Annotated in this window: 13 protein-coding genes and 3 tRNA genes; 12 read left to right on the forward strand and 4 right to left on the reverse strand. The window is 64.2% G+C overall.

The genetic code is table 11. The features are described 5' to 3' along the window. The first annotated feature begins 20 nt into the window (after positions 1 to 20). Positions 21 to 1595: a succinylglutamate desuccinylase/aspartoacylase family protein gene (locus RRF64_RS07045; protein ID WP_323845126.1), complete on the forward strand. Its 1575-nt coding sequence runs from the start codon at positions 21 to 23 to the stop codon at positions 1593 to 1595. A gap of 94 nt (positions 1596 to 1689) precedes the next feature. Here the strand turns inward: RRF64_RS07045 and RRF64_RS07050 are convergent, their stop codons facing one another. The 4 genes from RRF64_RS07050 to hemA all read right to left on the reverse strand — a co-directional run bounded on the left by RRF64_RS07050 (position 1690) and on the right by hemA (position 6012). Beyond that, positions 1690 to 2595, reverse strand: coding sequence for a cation diffusion facilitator family transporter (locus RRF64_RS07050; RefSeq protein WP_323845127.1), 906 nt, complete (start codon positions 2593 to 2595; stop codon positions 1690 to 1692). A gap of 141 nt (positions 2596 to 2736) precedes the next feature. Beyond that, positions 2737 to 3564 carry a peptide chain release factor N(5)-glutamine methyltransferase gene (prmC, locus tag RRF64_RS07055; protein WP_323845128.1) on the reverse strand — a complete coding sequence of 276 codons (828 nt, stop codon included), beginning with the start codon at positions 3562 to 3564 and terminating at the stop codon, positions 2737 to 2739. Between the two features lie 91 nt (positions 3565 to 3655). Next, positions 3656 to 4738 carry a peptide chain release factor 1 gene (prfA, locus tag RRF64_RS07060; RefSeq protein WP_323845129.1) on the reverse strand — a complete coding sequence of 361 codons (1083 nt, stop codon included), beginning with the start codon at positions 4736 to 4738 and terminating at the stop codon, positions 3656 to 3658. Continuing rightward, complete coding sequence (gene hemA / locus RRF64_RS07065) at positions 4735 to 6012, reverse strand: glutamyl-tRNA reductase (protein ID WP_323845130.1); 1278 nt, start codon at positions 6010 to 6012, stop codon at positions 4735 to 4737. The genes prfA and hemA overlap by 4 nt, the downstream gene beginning before the upstream one ends. Positions 6013 to 6302: 290 nt before the next feature. Here hemA and RRF64_RS07070 point away from each other — a divergent pair, with 290 nt between their 5' ends. The 11 genes from RRF64_RS07070 to RRF64_RS07120 all read left to right on the forward strand — a co-directional run bounded on the left by RRF64_RS07070 (position 6303) and on the right by RRF64_RS07120 (position 15128). Beyond that, positions 6303 to 8102, forward strand: a complete 1800-nt coding sequence (locus RRF64_RS07070) for a tetratricopeptide repeat protein (RefSeq protein WP_323845131.1) — start codon at positions 6303 to 6305, stop codon at positions 8100 to 8102. Then, positions 8086 to 8706, forward strand: a complete 621-nt coding sequence (lolB, locus tag RRF64_RS07075; RefSeq protein WP_323845132.1) for a lipoprotein insertase outer membrane protein LolB — start codon at positions 8086 to 8088, stop codon at positions 8704 to 8706. Before RRF64_RS07070 ends, lolB begins: the two co-directional genes overlap by 17 nt. 64 nt (positions 8707 to 8770) lie before the next feature. Then, positions 8771 to 9664, forward strand: coding sequence for a 4-(cytidine 5'-diphospho)-2-C-methyl-D-erythritol kinase (gene ispE, locus RRF64_RS07080; RefSeq protein ID WP_323845133.1), 894 nt, complete (start codon positions 8771 to 8773; stop codon positions 9662 to 9664). A gap of 14 nt (positions 9665 to 9678) precedes the next feature. Further along, positions 9679 to 9753, forward strand: a tRNA-Gln gene (locus tag RRF64_RS07085). 284 nt (positions 9754 to 10037) lie between these two features. Further along, the gene (locus RRF64_RS07090; protein ID WP_323845604.1) at positions 10038 to 10967 is read left to right on the forward strand and encodes a ribose-phosphate pyrophosphokinase; all 930 of its coding nucleotides are present in this window, start codon (positions 10038 to 10040) and stop codon (positions 10965 to 10967) included. A 410-nt stretch (positions 10968 to 11377) separates the two neighbouring features. After that, on the forward strand, positions 11378 to 12004 hold the full coding sequence (locus RRF64_RS07095; protein WP_323845134.1) for a 50S ribosomal protein L25/general stress protein Ctc: 627 nt from the start codon (positions 11378 to 11380) through the stop codon (positions 12002 to 12004). 11 nt (positions 12005 to 12015) lie between these two features. Continuing rightward, positions 12016 to 12612 (forward strand): aminoacyl-tRNA hydrolase, encoded by a 597-nt coding sequence (gene pth / locus RRF64_RS07100; protein ID WP_323845135.1) that lies wholly within the window; start codon positions 12016 to 12018, stop codon positions 12610 to 12612. Positions 12613 to 12698: 86 nt separating this feature from the next. Then, on the forward strand, positions 12699 to 13790 hold the full coding sequence (ychF, locus tag RRF64_RS07105) for a redox-regulated ATPase YchF (protein ID WP_323845136.1): 1092 nt from the start codon (positions 12699 to 12701) through the stop codon (positions 13788 to 13790). Positions 13791 to 13875: 85 nt separating this feature from the next. Next, complete coding sequence (locus RRF64_RS07110) at positions 13876 to 14790, forward strand: DMT family transporter (protein ID WP_323845137.1); 915 nt, start codon at positions 13876 to 13878, stop codon at positions 14788 to 14790. 148 nt (positions 14791 to 14938) lie between these two features. Then, a tRNA-Met gene (locus tag RRF64_RS07115) sits at positions 14939 to 15015 on the forward strand. A 38-nt stretch (positions 15016 to 15053) separates the two neighbouring features. Next, a tRNA-Gln gene (locus tag RRF64_RS07120) sits at positions 15054 to 15128 on the forward strand. The last annotated feature ends 162 nt before the right edge of the window (positions 15129 to 15290 follow it).

A 15290-nucleotide genomic window follows, 5' to 3' on the forward strand; every position in this document is an offset into this window, starting at 1 on the left:
AGATTTACCGGAGTGACTGAATGTTGTTGCGCTCGCCCCTGAGCCGATCTCACCGCACACTGCCTTTCTCCCTACTGGCATCTGCAGCCCTGCTGCTGGCATCCGCGCAAGCCCTGGGCATGACCGAGGCTGAAGAGCCGCAGGACAGCATCGAGCGCCAGAACGGCGCCCCGGTGCCCCAGGCGGAAAACCTGCAGCTGGACCAACCCCTGGCGGAAGAACCGCAGCCGGACAGCGCAGATAAGCCCGCGCCGGATAGTGCGACCCAGGAGAAGGGGGCCGAAGAACCCCTGCCCCAGGCGGAAAACCTGCAACTGGATCAGCCGATCGAGGAGCTGGAGCAGCTTCCGGCGACCAAGCCCGAGGCGGAGCCGGCGCAACCGGCAGTGGCCGCACCGCAGCCGGAGCCAGCCGCGGACAGCGCTGCGCTACAGACCGACGCCGCGCCGGCCGCCGAAGAGCAGGCAAAGCCCCTGCGTTTGCTCGGCGCCGAGGTGCCACCAGCCACATCCACCCGCCTGGCCTGGTCGCCCTCCCAGCATTTTGAGGGCGTCTACAGTTCCACGCCGGTGCTGGTCGTGAATGGCGCCAAGCCGGGCCCGACCCTGTGCCTGACCGCGGCCGTGCACGGCGACGAGCTGAACGGCATAGAGACGGTGCGCCGGGTGATGTACAACCTGGATGCGGACACCCTGAGCGGCGCGGTGATCGGCGTACCCATCGTCAACATGCAGGGCTTTCACCGCGGCTCCCGCTACCTGACCGACCGCCGCGACCTGAACCGGCACTTTCCCGGCTATCCGCGCGGCTCCTCGGCATCGCGCATCGCCTATTCGTTCTTCCACGAGGTGCTCAGCCACTGCAACGCGGTGGTGGACTTGCACACCGGCTCTTTTTACCGCACCAACCTGCCGCAGCTGCGCGGTGACCTGGGCAACCCCAAGATCGTCAAGATAACCAAGAGTTTCGGTTCCACCGTGGTGCTGCACAGCAAGGGCGCCAAGGGCACCTTGCGTCGGGCCGCAGTCGAGGCCGGCATTCCCACCGTCACCCTGGAAGCCGGCGCGCCCATGGTGTTGGACGAGCCGTCGGTGAGCCACAGTGTCAAGGGCATCCGCACGCTGCTGAACCAGCTGGGGATGGTGGAAAAATTCCGCCTATGGGGCGAGCCGGAGCCGGTCTACTACAACTCCACCTGGCAGCGGGCCACCACCGGCGGCATCATTTTCAGCAACGTTGCGCTGGGACAGTTTGTGCGCAAAGGCGACCTGCTCGGCACAGTAACTAACCCGATCACCAATGTGCGCACGGAAATCCGCTCGCAGCACAACGGCCGCATTCTCGGCATGGCCATGAACCAGGTGGTGCAGCCGGGCTTTGCCGCCTACCACATCGGCATTCAGGCGCCCGAGGAGCAGATCAGTCCGCCGGAGGATGTGACCGCGGCCAGCGAGCAGGCGGTGCCGGTCACTGCCCCGGCGACCGCCGCAGAGGAAAAATCGGCGGAGAACGAGACGCTCTCCGATGAAGTCTCGAGCGGCGAAGCGGTGATCGAGAGCCAGTCCTCCGAGACCGACGGCAGAGACGAGGACTAACAGAACCCCGCCCTGTGGGAGCCAGCCCTGCTGGCGAGATGGGCGGCTCCGGCCGATCGCCTGCAGGGCTGGCTGCCTCAGGTGGAATAGCGGCTTACTGGTTGTCGCTGACCCGGTCGATAATGGTCGCGCCGGCGAGGCTCAGGGGCTCCGGCTGCAGCGTGATGTGATTGATATCGAAGCGCTTGATCAGCGTCTCGCGCAGCCGCTCCAGCACCGCCGGCCAGGCCAGCAGGTCGTCGACCACAATATGCGCGGACAGGGAAATGGTGCTGCTGTCTAAACGCCAGATATGCAGGTCGTGCACCGAGCGCACGCCCTTCACCGCCGCCAGGGTCTCCCCCACCACCGGCAGGCTCAGCTCGCGCGGCACCCGCTCCATCAGCACATCCACCGCATCGCGCAGCAGGCGCACGCTGGAAAACAGGATCAGCAGACAGATCAGCAGCGACAGCAGCGGGTCAATCGGCAGCCAGCCGGTGAAATAGATCACCGCACCGGCGATCAGCGCCGCCACCGAGCCGAGCAGGTCGCCCATCACATGCAGCAGCGCACCGCGAATATTCAGCGTCTGCTCGCCGCGGTGCAGGGTCCAGGCCACCAGCAGATTCACCAGCAGGCCGATGAAGGCGATCAGCATCACGATGCCGCCCTGCACCGGCTGCGGCTCGCGCAACCTGCCCACCGCCGCATAGCAGATGCCGATAACAATCACCAGCATAAACACCGCGTTGATGACGGCGGCCAGCACCTCGGCCCGGCCCCAGCCGAAAGACAGCTCGCGGTTTGCCGGCCGCTGCGCCAGCAGCGCCGCCACGGCACCGAGGGCCAGCGACAATGAATCCGTGGCCATATGGCCGGCGTCGCCCAGCAGCGCCAGGGAGCCGGACATCCAGCCGCCAATCGCCTCGACCATCGCGAACGCAAAGGTGATGACCAGTCCCCACACCAGCGGGCGCAGGTGGCCGCTGCCGCGGCGGTGGTGGACATGTTCGTGCACGGATTCCCTCCCGGTTTCAAAGATGCTCCGGTTGCACCACATAATTTCACAGGTTCGTCATACCGGCGCAGGCCGGTATCCGGTTCCGGGGCTCTTAGATTACGGCCTGCGCCTGAATGACGAATATAAGCTTGCGGAGGGTTATTTCTGCCCCAGCGTCAGCCGCTCCCAATCGGCGTAGTCTCTGCGGCTCTCGATATTCCTCAAACCGGCAGCGGCGAAAATGTGGCGCACCGCCGCGGCCTGCTGCCAGCCATGCTCCACCATCAGCCAGGCGCCGGGCCGGAGATACTCGATCGCGTCCCGGGCAATGTGCTCGATATCCGCGAGTCCCTCGCGCTCTGCCACCAGCGCCGAGCGCGGCTCGAAGCGCACATCCCCCTGCGCCAGGTGCGGATCCGCGGCGTCGATATAGGGCGGATTGCTGACGATCAGGTCGAACTGCTGCGGCGCTATATTTTCGAACCAGTCGCTCTGCACTATCTCGACATTGTCGAAGCCGAGCCTGCTGCGGTTTCCCTCCGCCAGCGCCACCGCGTCTGCGGACTTCTCCGCGGCGACTATCCGCCAGCCCGGCTTCTCCGCCGCCAGCGCCAGCGCTATGGCGCCGGTACCGGTGCCCAGATCCAGCGCTCGCGCCTGTTGCTGCGGAAAGAGTTGCAGTGCGGTCTCCACCAGCAATTCGGTTTCCGGGCGCGGTATCAGGGTGGAGGCGTTGACCCGCAGCGGCAGCGACCAGAACTCGCGCTCACCGGTGAGATGGGCTACCGGTTCGCCGGATTTGCGCCGCGCGAGAAGCTCATCGAACTGCCGCTGCTCAATTTCCGTGAGTTCGTATTCGGGCCAGGTATAGAGCCAGGTGCGCTGGCGGCCGAGTATATGGCCGAGCAGAATCTCGGTATCCAGCCGGGCGCTGTCGCTTTCCGTTAGTTCAGTGCTGCGGGTGAGATTCTGTTTGACGCTGGTCATATTGTGACTAAATGAAGGCGCGGGCTCCGCCCGCGATGCCGAGCTGGAGCGCGGCGCTCCCAGGGGCGTACCAGCAGCCGCTGACCGCCAATCACTGACCGAGCGCCGCCAGCTGGTCCGCCTGATGCTCGGTGCGCAGCGGCTCGATCACCTCGTCGAGCGCGCCCTGCATAATCTCGTCGAGCTTGTACAGCGTCAGGCCGATGCGGTGATCGGTAACGCGGCCCTGGGGAAAATTGTAGGTGCGGATGCGCTCGGAGCGATCGCCGCTGCCGACAAGGATTCTGCGCGCATCGGAAATCTCCCGGGCCGCTGCCGCCTCCTGCTCGCTGGAGAGCCTGGCCTGCAGCAGCGCCATCGCCTTGGCGCGGTTCTTGTGCTGGGAGCGCTCGTCCTGGCACTCGACGACGATGCCGCTGGGGATATGGGTCAGGCGCACCGCCGAGTCGGTCTTGTTCACGTGCTGGCCGCCGGCACCGGAGGCGCGGTAGGTGTCCACGCGCAGGTCAGATTTGTTGATCTCGATGGCGTCGCGCTCATCCGGCTCCGGCATCACCGCCACGGTACAGGCCGAGGTGTGGATGCGGCCCTGGGATTCGGTCTCCGGCACCCGCTGCACCCGGTGCGCGCCCGACTCAAACTTCAGTTTGGCGTAGACATCCTCGCCGGCGACGCGGGTAATGATCTCCTTGTAGCCGCCGTGTTCGCCGGGGTTTTCGCTGATGATCTCGATGCGCCAGCCCTGCCTTTCCGCGTAGCGGGAGTACATGCGGAACAGGTCGCCGGAGAAAATCGCCGCCTCGTCACCACCGGTGCCGGCGCGAATTTCCAGGAAGACGTTCTTGCGGTCGTTGGGGTCCTTCGGCAGCAGCAGCGTCTGCAGCTCGCGCTCCAGCGGTTCCACCTGTACCTCGGCCTGACGCAGCTCCTGCTGCGCCATCTCGCGCATTTCGGGGTCGCTCTCGCCGAGCATCTCCCGTGCCTCGGCCATGTCTTCCTGCAGCCGCTTGTAGCGGCCGTAGCATTTCACCACTTCCTCCAGCTCGGAGTACTCGCGGGACAGATCGCGAAACTGCTCCTGATCGGCAATCACCCCGGCGTCGCCCAGCAGCGCGGACACTTCCTCGTGGCGCTCCAGCAGGTTTTCCAGCTTGTTCAGTAACGAGTCTTTCATCCGTCTTTTTTCTCTAAGGCGATGTCAGCGAGCGGTTCCAGCCCGACAATTTCCCGCGCTATGCGCAATCGCTCCAGGTCGCCCTCGGCGGTGGCGCGCTTCAGGCTGACCGTGGGCGCATGGATCAGTTTGTTGGTCAGCGCGCGCGTCAGCTGCTCGAGCAGCCGCCGCGGATCCTCGCCCTTGTCGAGCTGCACCAGCGCCCGCTCCAGCTCCGCGCTGCCGATCTCCTGGGCGCGCTGCCGATAGCTGCGTATGCTGTCCACGGCGCCCAGCGAGCGGCGCTCGCGCATAAATTCGATCGCCGCGGCATCGACGATGGCGTCGGCGGCCCGGGCGGCCTTCTCCCGCGAGCGCATGCCCTCGTCGATCACGCCGCGCAGATCGTCCACGGTATAGAGGTAGACGTCGTCCAGCTGGCCGACCTGGGGTTCGATATCCCGCGGCACGGCGATATCCACCATGAATACCGGTCTGTGACGGCGCTGTTTCAGCGCCGATTCCACCGCGCCCTTGCCGAGGATCGGCAGCTGGCTGGCGGTGGAACTGATGACGATATCGGCGCGCGGCAGATGCTCGGGAATGTCCGCCAGCAGTATCGCCTCGGCGCCGAAGTTTTCCGCCAGCTGCTGCGCGCGCTGCAGGGTGCGATTGGCCACCACCAGCTGCCTGACGCCCTGTTCCAGCAGGTGCCGGGCCACCAGTTCGATGGTTTCGCCGGCGCCGATCAGCAGGGCCGTCTGCTGTTTCAGGTCGGTGAAGATGCGCGACGCCAGTGACACGGCGGCGTAGGCCACGGAAACCGGGTTCTCGCCGATGGCGGTCTCGGTGCGCACCTTCTTCGCCACCGCGAACACCTGCTGGAAGACACTGTGCAGCAGGCTGCCGACACTGCCGCTCTCACGGGCCACCGCATAGGCGGACTTGATCTGGCCGAGGATCTGCGGCTCGCCGAGTACCAGCGAGTCGAGCCCGCAGGCCACCCGCATCATATGGCGCACCGCCGCCTCGCCGCTGTAGCTGTAGCAGCAGCCTTCCAGCTGCTCCTGCGGCACCCGGTGGTAGGCGGCCAGCCACTCGAGCAGCTGCTCTCGCTCCACCTCGCCGTAGATCTCGGTGCGGTTACAGGTGGAAAGTATCGCCAGTTCCGGACACCGCAGTGCCCGGCGCGCTTCGGCCAGGGCGCCGGGCATCACCTCGGGGGCAAAGGCCACCCGCTCGCGCACCTCGATCGGTGCGCTGTCGTGGTTGATACCCAGGGCGAGGATTGGCATAGATTCCTGTCGGCGTTAACTCTTGAGCTGCGGTACTGGCCCGAATGTCTCAAAACCCTCCGACTGCGGACGCAGATCAGAGATGAGACTGGCGCTGGGGCGCATTTTCCCGGGCGGCCGGCCCGCTTGCAAGGTCGGGGGACGGTTTAATTGCGCGCAGAGACGGGGATAGCGCCACCGCGCCCCCGGCCCCCCATGTAAATCGCGACTAGAATTATACGGCGATAATCGTTTAGAACACGCCACCCGCGCCCGGCACCCGTGCCGGGCCTACGTACGGATACGCTCATATGCTCCCAGCACCTCGCGCGGCTTCTCCCGCCAGAATTCTCCCCCCTTCCACCGGCAAGTATCTGCTGGCGGCAGCGCTCACGCTGCTGCTCGGCGCCTGCGCCCAGCAGCAGGTGGCAGTGCCGGTCGAGGCGCAACCGGCGGAGGGGGCCGCGCCGGCGCATATCGCCACCAGCGAGCCCGCCCCGCGCCCCTTCCCGATCGATACCTTTTACACGCTGCTGGTCGCGGAAGTAGCCGGCAATCGCGAGCAGTACGATGTGGCCCTGGCCAACTACTTCCACCAGGCCGAGCGCACCCAAGATGCTGGCGTAGCCGCCCGCGCCACCCGTATCGCCCGCTTTCTCAATGCGCGGCGGGCGGCCCTGCGCTCGGCGCAGCTGTGGGCGGAGCTGGAACCGGACGACCCGGAGGCACAGCTGGCCGCCACCGCTGAACTGACCCTGGCCGGAGACCTGGAAAGCGCGCTGGTTCACGCGGAAAAGGCCCTGAAATTGGGCGGCGATGCACCACTGCAGTCCCTGGCTGCCACCGCCGTCTCCAACCGCGAACTGACCGAGAAGGTCATGCCCGAATTCCGGCGCCTGGCCCAGGTGTACCCCAATAATGGCGAGGTTGTACTGGCGTACGCGATGATGCTGCGCGCCACCGAACAGTATCCGGAGGCGCTCGCCATTGTGCGGCGGGTACAGGAACAGCACCCGGACTTGCTGGATGCCCCGCTGCTGGAATCGCACCTGCTCGTCGACCAGGAGCGGCGCCAGGAGGCGATTCAGCTGCTGGACAAGCTGGTCAGCATCTACCCGCGTGAGAGCCGGCTGCGCCTGCAATACGCGCGCCTGCTGATCCGCGAGGATCTCGCCCTGGCCCAGCAGCAGTTCGCCGAGCTGGTGAAGCTTCACCCCAATGACGGCAACATGATTCTGTCGCTGGCGCTGATCCGCTATGAAACCGACAACCTCGAAGCGGCTAAACCGCTGTTTGAGCGCCTGCTGACGCTGGAGCAGCACGAATCCGCAGCGCACTTCTACCTGGGCGGTATCGCCGAGCAGGAGAACGACACCCCCACCGCCGTTACCCACTACCGCAAGGTGGAACCCGGCAACGACTATGTCGAGGCCATCACCCGCGGCACCGAGTTACTCGCCGCCACCGGGCAGAACAACGACAACCGCCAGTGGTTTGCCGAACTGCGCCAGCGCCACCCCGATCAGTCCGAACACTTTTATCTGATGGAAGCGCAACTCCTGACCAAGCACGAGCAAAATCGCGAAGCGCTCGACCTTGTCGACCAGGCCCTGGCGCAAAACAGTGAAAGCGGCCGCCTGATCTACACCCGCGCCCTGCTCAACGACAAGCTGGGCAATGCCACTGCCTTCGAGCAGGGGTTGCGCAAACTGCTGGATAAGGATCCGGACAACGCCACGATTCTCAACGCCCTGGGCTACAAGCTGATCGAGGACGAAACCCGCCACGACGAAGCACTGCAGCTCATCACCAAGGCACTGGAGCTGCGCCCCGATGACCCGGCGATCATCGACAGCATGGGCTGGATACAGTACCGTCTCGGCAACCACGACGAAGCGGTCAAATATCTGCAACAGGCCCTGGAGAAGCTGCCCGATCACGAAATTGCCGCGCACCTGGGCGAAGTACTGTGGGTACAGGGCAACCGTGAGAAGGCCATGGCGATCTGGCAGCAGGGTATGAAACTCAATCCGCAGAGCAAAATCATTCCGGCCACCTTGAAGCGCCTGCAAATCAACGAATCACTGGAACAACATGCCTCCGATAGCTGAAGCGTCCCGCCCCTCCAAACAGATTCATTTTCTATGGCTGGCGCTGCTGGCATTCCTGCTCGCCGCCTGTGCCGGCCAGCAACCACAGCCACCCAGCACTGCAGAACAGTCGGCAATGCAGCTGCAGCACTGGACTATTAAGGGCAAGCTCGGCGTGCGCTCGGCCCGCGACAACGGCAGTGCCAACCTGACCTGGCAGCAGCAAAGCGCGCCCAACTACCGCATTCACCTGAGCGGCCCCCTCGGCGCCGGCGCCACCGTGATCAACGGCACGCCGGGCGGCGTCAGCCTCCAGCGCGGTGACGAGCCCCCCCTGCAGGCGCGCAACCCGGCTCAGCTGACGATGGAAACGCTCGGTTGGCCGCTGCCGGTTAATGAGATGTTCTACTGGGTGCGCGGCCTGCCGGCGCCCGGCGGCGCCGGCAAACAACAGCGCAATCCACAGGGCCAGCTGCAGAGCCTGCAACAGGCCGGCTGGCAGTTGAATTTCAGCGACTACCAGAACCGCGGCCCCTATGTGCTGCCCACCCGCATCAAGGCGGAAACGAATGGCATAGCGGGACCGGTGAAAGTGACTCTTATTATCAAGGAGTGGCTTTTTTGAATGATGGATGGCTGGCAGATCGGTATCATTTGCCAATCTGCCTAATCTATCCGTCATTTCAATCATGCCTCTGCAGTTACCCGCCCCCGCCAAACTCAACCTGATCCTGCGCATTCTCGGCCGCAGGCCCGACGGCTATCACGAATTGCAGACGCTGTTCCAGCTGCTGGATTTCGGCGACATGCTGGAATTTTCCCCGCGCGGGGACGGGCAGATCAGCGTGGACGCCGGCAATCTCGATATTCCGCTGCAGGACAATCTGATCTTCCGCGCCGCACGGTTGTTGCAGCAGCACACTGACGCTACGCAGGGCGCGCATATCCGCCTGCAGAAGAACCTGCCCCACGGCGGCGGCATCGGCGGTGGCAGCAGCGACGCGGCCACGACCCTGCTCGGACTCAATCACCTGTGGGGCTGCAAGCTGAGCCTCGATGAGCTGGCCGAGCTGGGGCGCCAGCTGGGCGCGGATGTCCCGGTCTTCGTGCGCGGTCGTACCGCCTGGGCCAAGGGCGTCGGCGAGCGACTGACACCGGTAATAACGGCGTCGCGCCATTACCTGGTGCTGGTGCCCAACTGCGCGGTCAGCACCGCGGCGGTTTTTGGCGATCCCCGTTTGACAAGAGATTCCACCGCAATTACATTAGCGGCCCTTCGCGAGGGGCTACCCGGCGACACAGCGCTGGACAGCGACTGGCTGGAGCAGCACGCCGGCAATGACTGCCAGGCACTGGTCGAGAGCCTCTACCCGGAAATCCGTGCGGCGCGAGAGTGGCTGCAGCAGTTTGCCAAAGCGCAACTGACCGGTACCGGGGCCTGCGTATTCGCAGCGTTTGACTCGGCACAGGCGGCCAACGACGTGCTCGCCAGTCTGCCGACCGGGTGGCGCGGCTTTGTTGCCGCCGGGGTGCAGGAATCTCCCACCCACCGGCAACTCGCGAAGATTGCGCCGGCCATTTAAGGCGCAAATTTTACTGGGGCGTAGCCAAGCGGTAAGGCAGCGGGTTTTGATCCCGTCATGCGAAGGTTCGAATCCTTCCGCCCCAGCCACTTTTTAGTTTTGCCGGATTCATCCCTGAATCCGGCAAAAGACGCCTAGCGCGGCACATGTCCGCACTTGGCTCACGACAAATCAACAAGTTGATTTGCGGGCGACACCTCCCTGTGTCGCTGCGAGCTCCGGAACGAGCCAATTTCACGATCCTTCGCGGCCGCCTGTGCCGCCCGGCATAAAGGTGACGCAATCGCGCGCTAACAGCTTTCACAATTACAGGCATCTACACTTCATTTCATTTCCAGACAGAACCAAAGGGACTCTTATTGTGGCTGACTTAATGGTCTTTACCGGCAACGCTAACCCGGAACTGGCACAGAAAATTGTCGACCATATGGCGATCCCCCTGGGCGAAGCGGTGGTCAAGCGCTTCTCCGATGGCGAGATTGCAGTAGAAATCACCGATAACGTGCGCGGCCGTGACGTGTTCGTCGTGCAGTCCACCTGCCAGCCCACCAACCGCAACCTGATGGAACTGATCCTGCTGGTCGACGCCCTGCGCCGCGCCTCCGCCGGCCGCATCACCGCGGTGGTGCCCTACTTCGGCTACGCCCGCCAGGATCGCCGCGTGCGCTCCCAGCGCGTGCCGATTTCCGCCAAGGTGGTGGCCGATATGATGGTCAGCGTGGGCATCGACCGGGTACTGACCGTGGATCTGCACGCCGAGCAGATCCAGGGCTTCTTCGACGTGCCGGTGGACAACGTCTACGGCTCCTCGGTACTGCTGGACGATATCGAGCGCCAGAATTACGAAAACCTGGTGGTGGTATCCCCGGATATCGGTGGCGTAGTGCGCGCGCGCGCTGTGGCCAAGAGCCTCGACTGCGACCTGGCCATCATCGACAAACGCCGCCCCGCCGCCAATGTGGCCGAGGTGATGAACATCATCGGCGAGGTCGACGGTCGCACCTGCCTGCTGGTGGACGACATGGTCGACACCGCCGGCACCCTGTGCAACGCCGCCCATGCCCTGAAGGAGCACGGCGCCCTGAAAGTGGTGGCCTACTGTACCCACCCGGTGCTGTCCGGCAATGCCATCGAGAACCTGAACAAGTCGGTACTGGATGAACTGGTAGTCACCGACTCCATCCCGCTGGGCGACAAGATGGAAAGGGCGCCGAAGATCCGCCAGCTGACCCTGTCCGCGATGCTGGCCGAGTCCATGCGCCGCATCAGCAACGAGGAGTCCCTGTCGGCGATGTTCCGCTGACTCGACACCCACCTCATTTGTAGGGGCGAACCTTGCGTTCGCCCTGTGAAGGACGGCCAGGCGTAGAACTTGATGCGCAGGCCCTGATACCGGGATTCGTTTGCGGGACCGTCGGCGGCCAGGGATGGCCGCCGACGAGCCTACAGGGATGTACTTCGGGGGGGCGCCTAGCCCGTGTCCCGCAAACGAATACCGGTAGCAGGGCCGCCACGGAACCAGCCACGAAGCAATCCCATCCCGGGCGAACACAAGGGGCGCCCCCACTGGCGCTAACCCACCACATCCCGTAGAATACGCGCCCGCCCGGCCCCGCCGGGCGTTTACTATTGGATTGAAGCAATCCGATTTACAGCAACGCCAGAGCGGTCCGGTCGCAGGTCACTCTGGACAGACAACCCGAGGTTTACCCCATGTCTGATATCAAACTGAACGCCAACGTCCGCAGCGACGAAGGGAAAGGTGCGAGCCGCCGCCTGCGTCGTGAGGAAGGTCGTGTCCCCGGCATCGTTTACGGTGGCAAGTCCGAGCCGCAGTCCATCTCCTTGCTGCAGAAAGACATGTTCAAGGCCCTGGAGAACGAAGCTTTCTTCTCCTCCGTTCTGACCCTGGACATCGACGGCAAGTCCGACACCGTAATCCTGCGCGACCTGCAGCGCCACCCGGCCAAGCAACTGCTGCTGCACGTCGACTTCCAGCGCGTTTCCGCCAACACCAAAGTTCACGTCAAAGTGCCGCTGCACTTCCTGAACGAAGAAACCTGCAAAGGCGTCAAGGCGGGCGGCATCGTGTCCCACACTCTGACCGAGCTGGAAATCAGCGCACCGGCTTCCAAGCTGCCCGAGTTCATCGAAGTGGACCTGGCCAACCTGGAAATGGACGGCATCATTCACATCTCCGACATCAAACTGCCGGCGGGTGTTGAGTCTGTGGACCTGAGCCACGGCACCGACCACGACCTGGTCGTCGCCTCCGTGCACAAGCCGCGCGGCGCCATTGAAGCCGAAGCTGAAGCAGCTGAAGGCGAAGGCGAAGAGTAAGGGTCAACACCTTGACCAAGGCACCGGACACGCCAATCCAGTTGATCGTGGGGCTGGGCAATCCCGGCCCCGAGTACGACCGGACGCGCCACAACGCCGGTGCCGATTTCGTCACCGAGCTGGCCCGCCGCCACGGCGCCCAGCTCGTGCCGGACGGCAAGTACCACGGCTTCAGTGGCCGTGTGCGGATCGGCGGCCAGGACGTGCGCCTGCTGATCCCCACCACCTATATGAACCGCAGCGGCCAGTCAGTAGGCCCGCTGGCGAATTTCTTCAAGATTCCCGTCGAAGCCATTCTGGTCGCTCACGACGAGCTGGACCTGCCCCCCGGCACCGCGCGCCTGAAAGCCGGCGGCGGACACGGCGGCCACAACGGCCTGCGGGACATCATTTCCGCCCTGGGCAACAACCGCGACTTCATGCGCCTGCGTCTCGGCATCGGCCACCCGGGCAGCGCCCGCGAGGTGGTCAACTTTGTGCTGCAACGCGCCCCCAGAGCGGAACAGGAACAACTGGCCGAAGCCATCGACCGCGCCGTCGATGTGATGCCCACCGCCGCTGCCGGCGACTGGGGCGCGGCCATGAAAACACTGCACACCAACGGCTAATCGCAGGGTGCGCCGCGCGCACCGCTCGAGCGCAAATGGTGCGCACGGCGCACCCTACTCCCGGACAAGCACACAGGAACCAGACCATGGGATTTACTTGCGGTATCGTCGGCCTGCCCAACGTGGGCAAATCCACGCTGTTCAACGCCCTGACCAAGGCGGGCATCGACGCCGAGAACTTTCCTTTCTGCACCATTGAGCCCAATGCCGGCGTAGTGCCGGTGCCGGACCCGCGGCTCGACAAGCTGGCGGAGATCGTCAAGCCGCAGAAAGTGATTCCCACCACGATGGAATTCACCGATATCGCCGGCCTGGTGGCGGGCGCCTCCAAGGGCGAGGGCCTGGGCAACAAGTTCCTGGCCAATATCCGCGAAACCGACGCCATCGCCCACGTGGTGCGCTGCTTCGAGGACGACAACGTCATTCACGTGGCCAACCAGGTACACCCGGTGGCGGATATCGAAGTGATCAACACCGAGCTGGCGCTGGCCGACCTGGATACCGTGGAAAAGGCGCTGCAGCGCTACACGCGCGCCGCCAAGGGCCAGGACAAGCACGCCATCAAGATGAAGGCACTGCTGGAAAAGATCCTGCCGCACCTGGACGAGGCCAAGCCGCTGCGCTCCTTCGGCCTCTCCGGCGAAGAACTCGAGAGCCTCCGCGAGCTGAGCCTGCTGACCATCAAGCCGACCATGTATATCGCCAACGTGCACGAGGACGGCTTCGAGAACAACCCGCACCTGGACGCCGTGGCCGCCATAGCCGCCGAAGAAAACGCGGTGCTGGTGCCCATCTGCAACAAGCTGGAATCCGAGATTGCAGAACTGGACGACGACGAGAAACAGGAATTCCTCGAAGAGCTGGGCATGGATGAGCCGGGCCTGAACCGCGTCATCCGCGCCGGCTACCAGCTGCTGGGCCTGCACACTTATTTCACCGCCGGCGTCAAGGAAGTGCGCGCCTGGACCATTCCGCTGGGCGCCACCGCGCCGCAGGCGGCGGGCAAGATCCACACGGATTTCGAAAAGGGTTTCATCCGCGCGGAAGTGATCGGCTACAGCGATTTCGTCACCTACAAGGGCGAAGCGGGGGCCAAGGAAGCCGGCAAATGGCGGCTGGAAGGCAAGGAGTACGTGGTCGCGGACGGCGACGTGATCCACTTCCGTTTCAACGTCTGATGCCCACCCTCCCCTCTCCCATAAATGGGAGAGGGGCCCGGGGAGAAGGCATTCCCCACAACCCCTCAAGCTTGTACCCAGCCCCATGATCCAATCCAACTGGAAAATCGGCCTGCCCCTGGCCCTGATCACCACCTTCATGTGGGCCCTGCTGCCCATCGCCCTGAAAGGCCTGCTGGACAGCATCAGCGCCGCTACCGCCACCTGGTACCGCTTCGTCGGCGCGGCCGTACTGGCAGGCGGCTACTACGGCTGGTCGCGCCGGCTGAACCTGCGTCAATTGTTCGAACGCGCCCTGCTGCCATTCACGCTGCTGGCGGTGGCGGGACTGCTGACCAACTATCTGACCTACGCCACCGGCCTCAACTACGTCACCGCCGGTGCCGCGCAGATAGTCATCCAGCTGGCGCCGCTGATGCTGCTGATCTCCAGCGTGCTGTGGCTCGGCGAACACTTCTCCCCGCGCCAGTGGCTGGGCGTGGTTATGGTGGCCGTCGGCCTGCCGCTGTTCTTCAACCAGCGACTGCCGGAGCTGATCGGCGGCAGCAATGCAGACTACCTTGTCGGCCTCGGCTTTATCGTCGTCGCCGCCTTCGGCTGGGCCATTTACGGTTTCTACCAGAAGAAAATTCTCAGCCGTGCCACACCACAGGATCTGCTGGTACTCATCTATCTGGCGGGCACCCTGTGCTTCCTGCCAATGGCGGATCCGCTCAGCGTGGTTAAACTGGACTGGCTGGGCTGGGCCCTGCTGCTCTTCCTGACGGCCAACACGCTGATCGCCTACGGCGCCTTCAGTAAAGCCCTGGCCAACTGGGAGGCCTCGCGCGTCAGCGCCACCCTGGCACTGGTACCGCTGATGACCCTCGCGCTGAGCGCGCTGATAGGCCTCCTGTGGCCCGACTATATTGAGGTGGAACCCCTGAACTGGATCAGCTGGCTGGGCGCGGCGGCGGTCGTCTGCGGCTCCCTGTTTGCCGCTATCGGCAGAGGCCGCTAGAGGACTGACCGCATCTTCAAACGCGGCCGGCAAGAATCGCTAACTTACTGAAAAGACAACGAAAACAGGGGTTGACAGCCCCGCCCCCGCGCCCGATAATGCGCGCCCTCGGTAAGGCCCATTGGCCAACAATTATCGAGAAAACTGTGGCAAGGTAGCTCAGCTGGTTAGAGCGCAGCACTCATAATGCTGAGGTCGGGAGTTCAAGTCTCCCCCTTGCTACCATTTTCAAACTGCGAGCGATCGTTTCGCAGTCCTGAAACTGGGGCGTAGCCAAGCGGTAAGGCAGCGGGTTTTGATCCCGTCATGCGAAGGTTCGAATCCTTCCGCCCCAGCCATTATTCCCGACTCGCAGTATGCGGATCGAAACTCCGGGACTCGACGGGTTCGAGCCGGAGGCGGCAGGGCCGCCGGAGACCAGCGAGCCCGCAGGGCGAAGCTAATCCTTCCGCCCCAGCCATTTTCCTTTCCGCAACTGATGCCAGACAGCAGCGCCGACT

The sequence above is a fragment of the Microbulbifer magnicolonia genome (assembly GCF_035117725.1).
Classification (GTDB): Bacteria; Pseudomonadota; Gammaproteobacteria; order Pseudomonadales; family Cellvibrionaceae; genus Microbulbifer; species Microbulbifer magnicolonia.

What these genes read in the sequence shown, in the direction of transcription:
- RRF64_RS07045 (WP_323845126.1), top strand. Translation starts at nt 21, where the DNA reads ATGTTGTTGCGCTCGCCCCTGAGCCGATCTCACCGCACACTGCCTTTC.
- prmC (WP_323845128.1), bottom strand. Translation starts at nt 3,564, where the DNA reads ATGACCAGCGTCAAACAGAATCTCACCCGCAGCACTGAACTAACGGAA.
- prfA (WP_323845129.1), bottom strand. Translation starts at nt 4,738, where the DNA reads ATGAAAGACTCGTTACTGAACAAGCTGGAAAACCTGCTGGAGCGCCAC.
- hemA (WP_323845130.1), bottom strand. Translation starts at nt 6,012, where the DNA reads ATGCCAATCCTCGCCCTGGGTATCAACCACGACAGCGCACCGATCGAG.
- RRF64_RS07070 (WP_323845131.1), top strand. Translation starts at nt 6,303, where the DNA reads ATGCTCCCAGCACCTCGCGCGGCTTCTCCCGCCAGAATTCTCCCCCCT.
- lolB (WP_323845132.1), top strand. Translation starts at nt 8,086, where the DNA reads ATGCCTCCGATAGCTGAAGCGTCCCGCCCCTCCAAACAGATTCATTTT.
- ispE (WP_323845133.1), top strand. Translation starts at nt 8,771, where the DNA reads ATGCCTCTGCAGTTACCCGCCCCCGCCAAACTCAACCTGATCCTGCGC.
- RRF64_RS07090 (WP_323845604.1), top strand. Translation starts at nt 10,038, where the DNA reads ATGGTCTTTACCGGCAACGCTAACCCGGAACTGGCACAGAAAATTGTC.
- RRF64_RS07095 (WP_323845134.1), top strand. Translation starts at nt 11,378, where the DNA reads ATGTCTGATATCAAACTGAACGCCAACGTCCGCAGCGACGAAGGGAAA.
- ychF (WP_323845136.1), top strand. Translation starts at nt 12,699, where the DNA reads ATGGGATTTACTTGCGGTATCGTCGGCCTGCCCAACGTGGGCAAATCC.
- RRF64_RS07110 (WP_323845137.1), top strand. Translation starts at nt 13,876, where the DNA reads ATGATCCAATCCAACTGGAAAATCGGCCTGCCCCTGGCCCTGATCACC.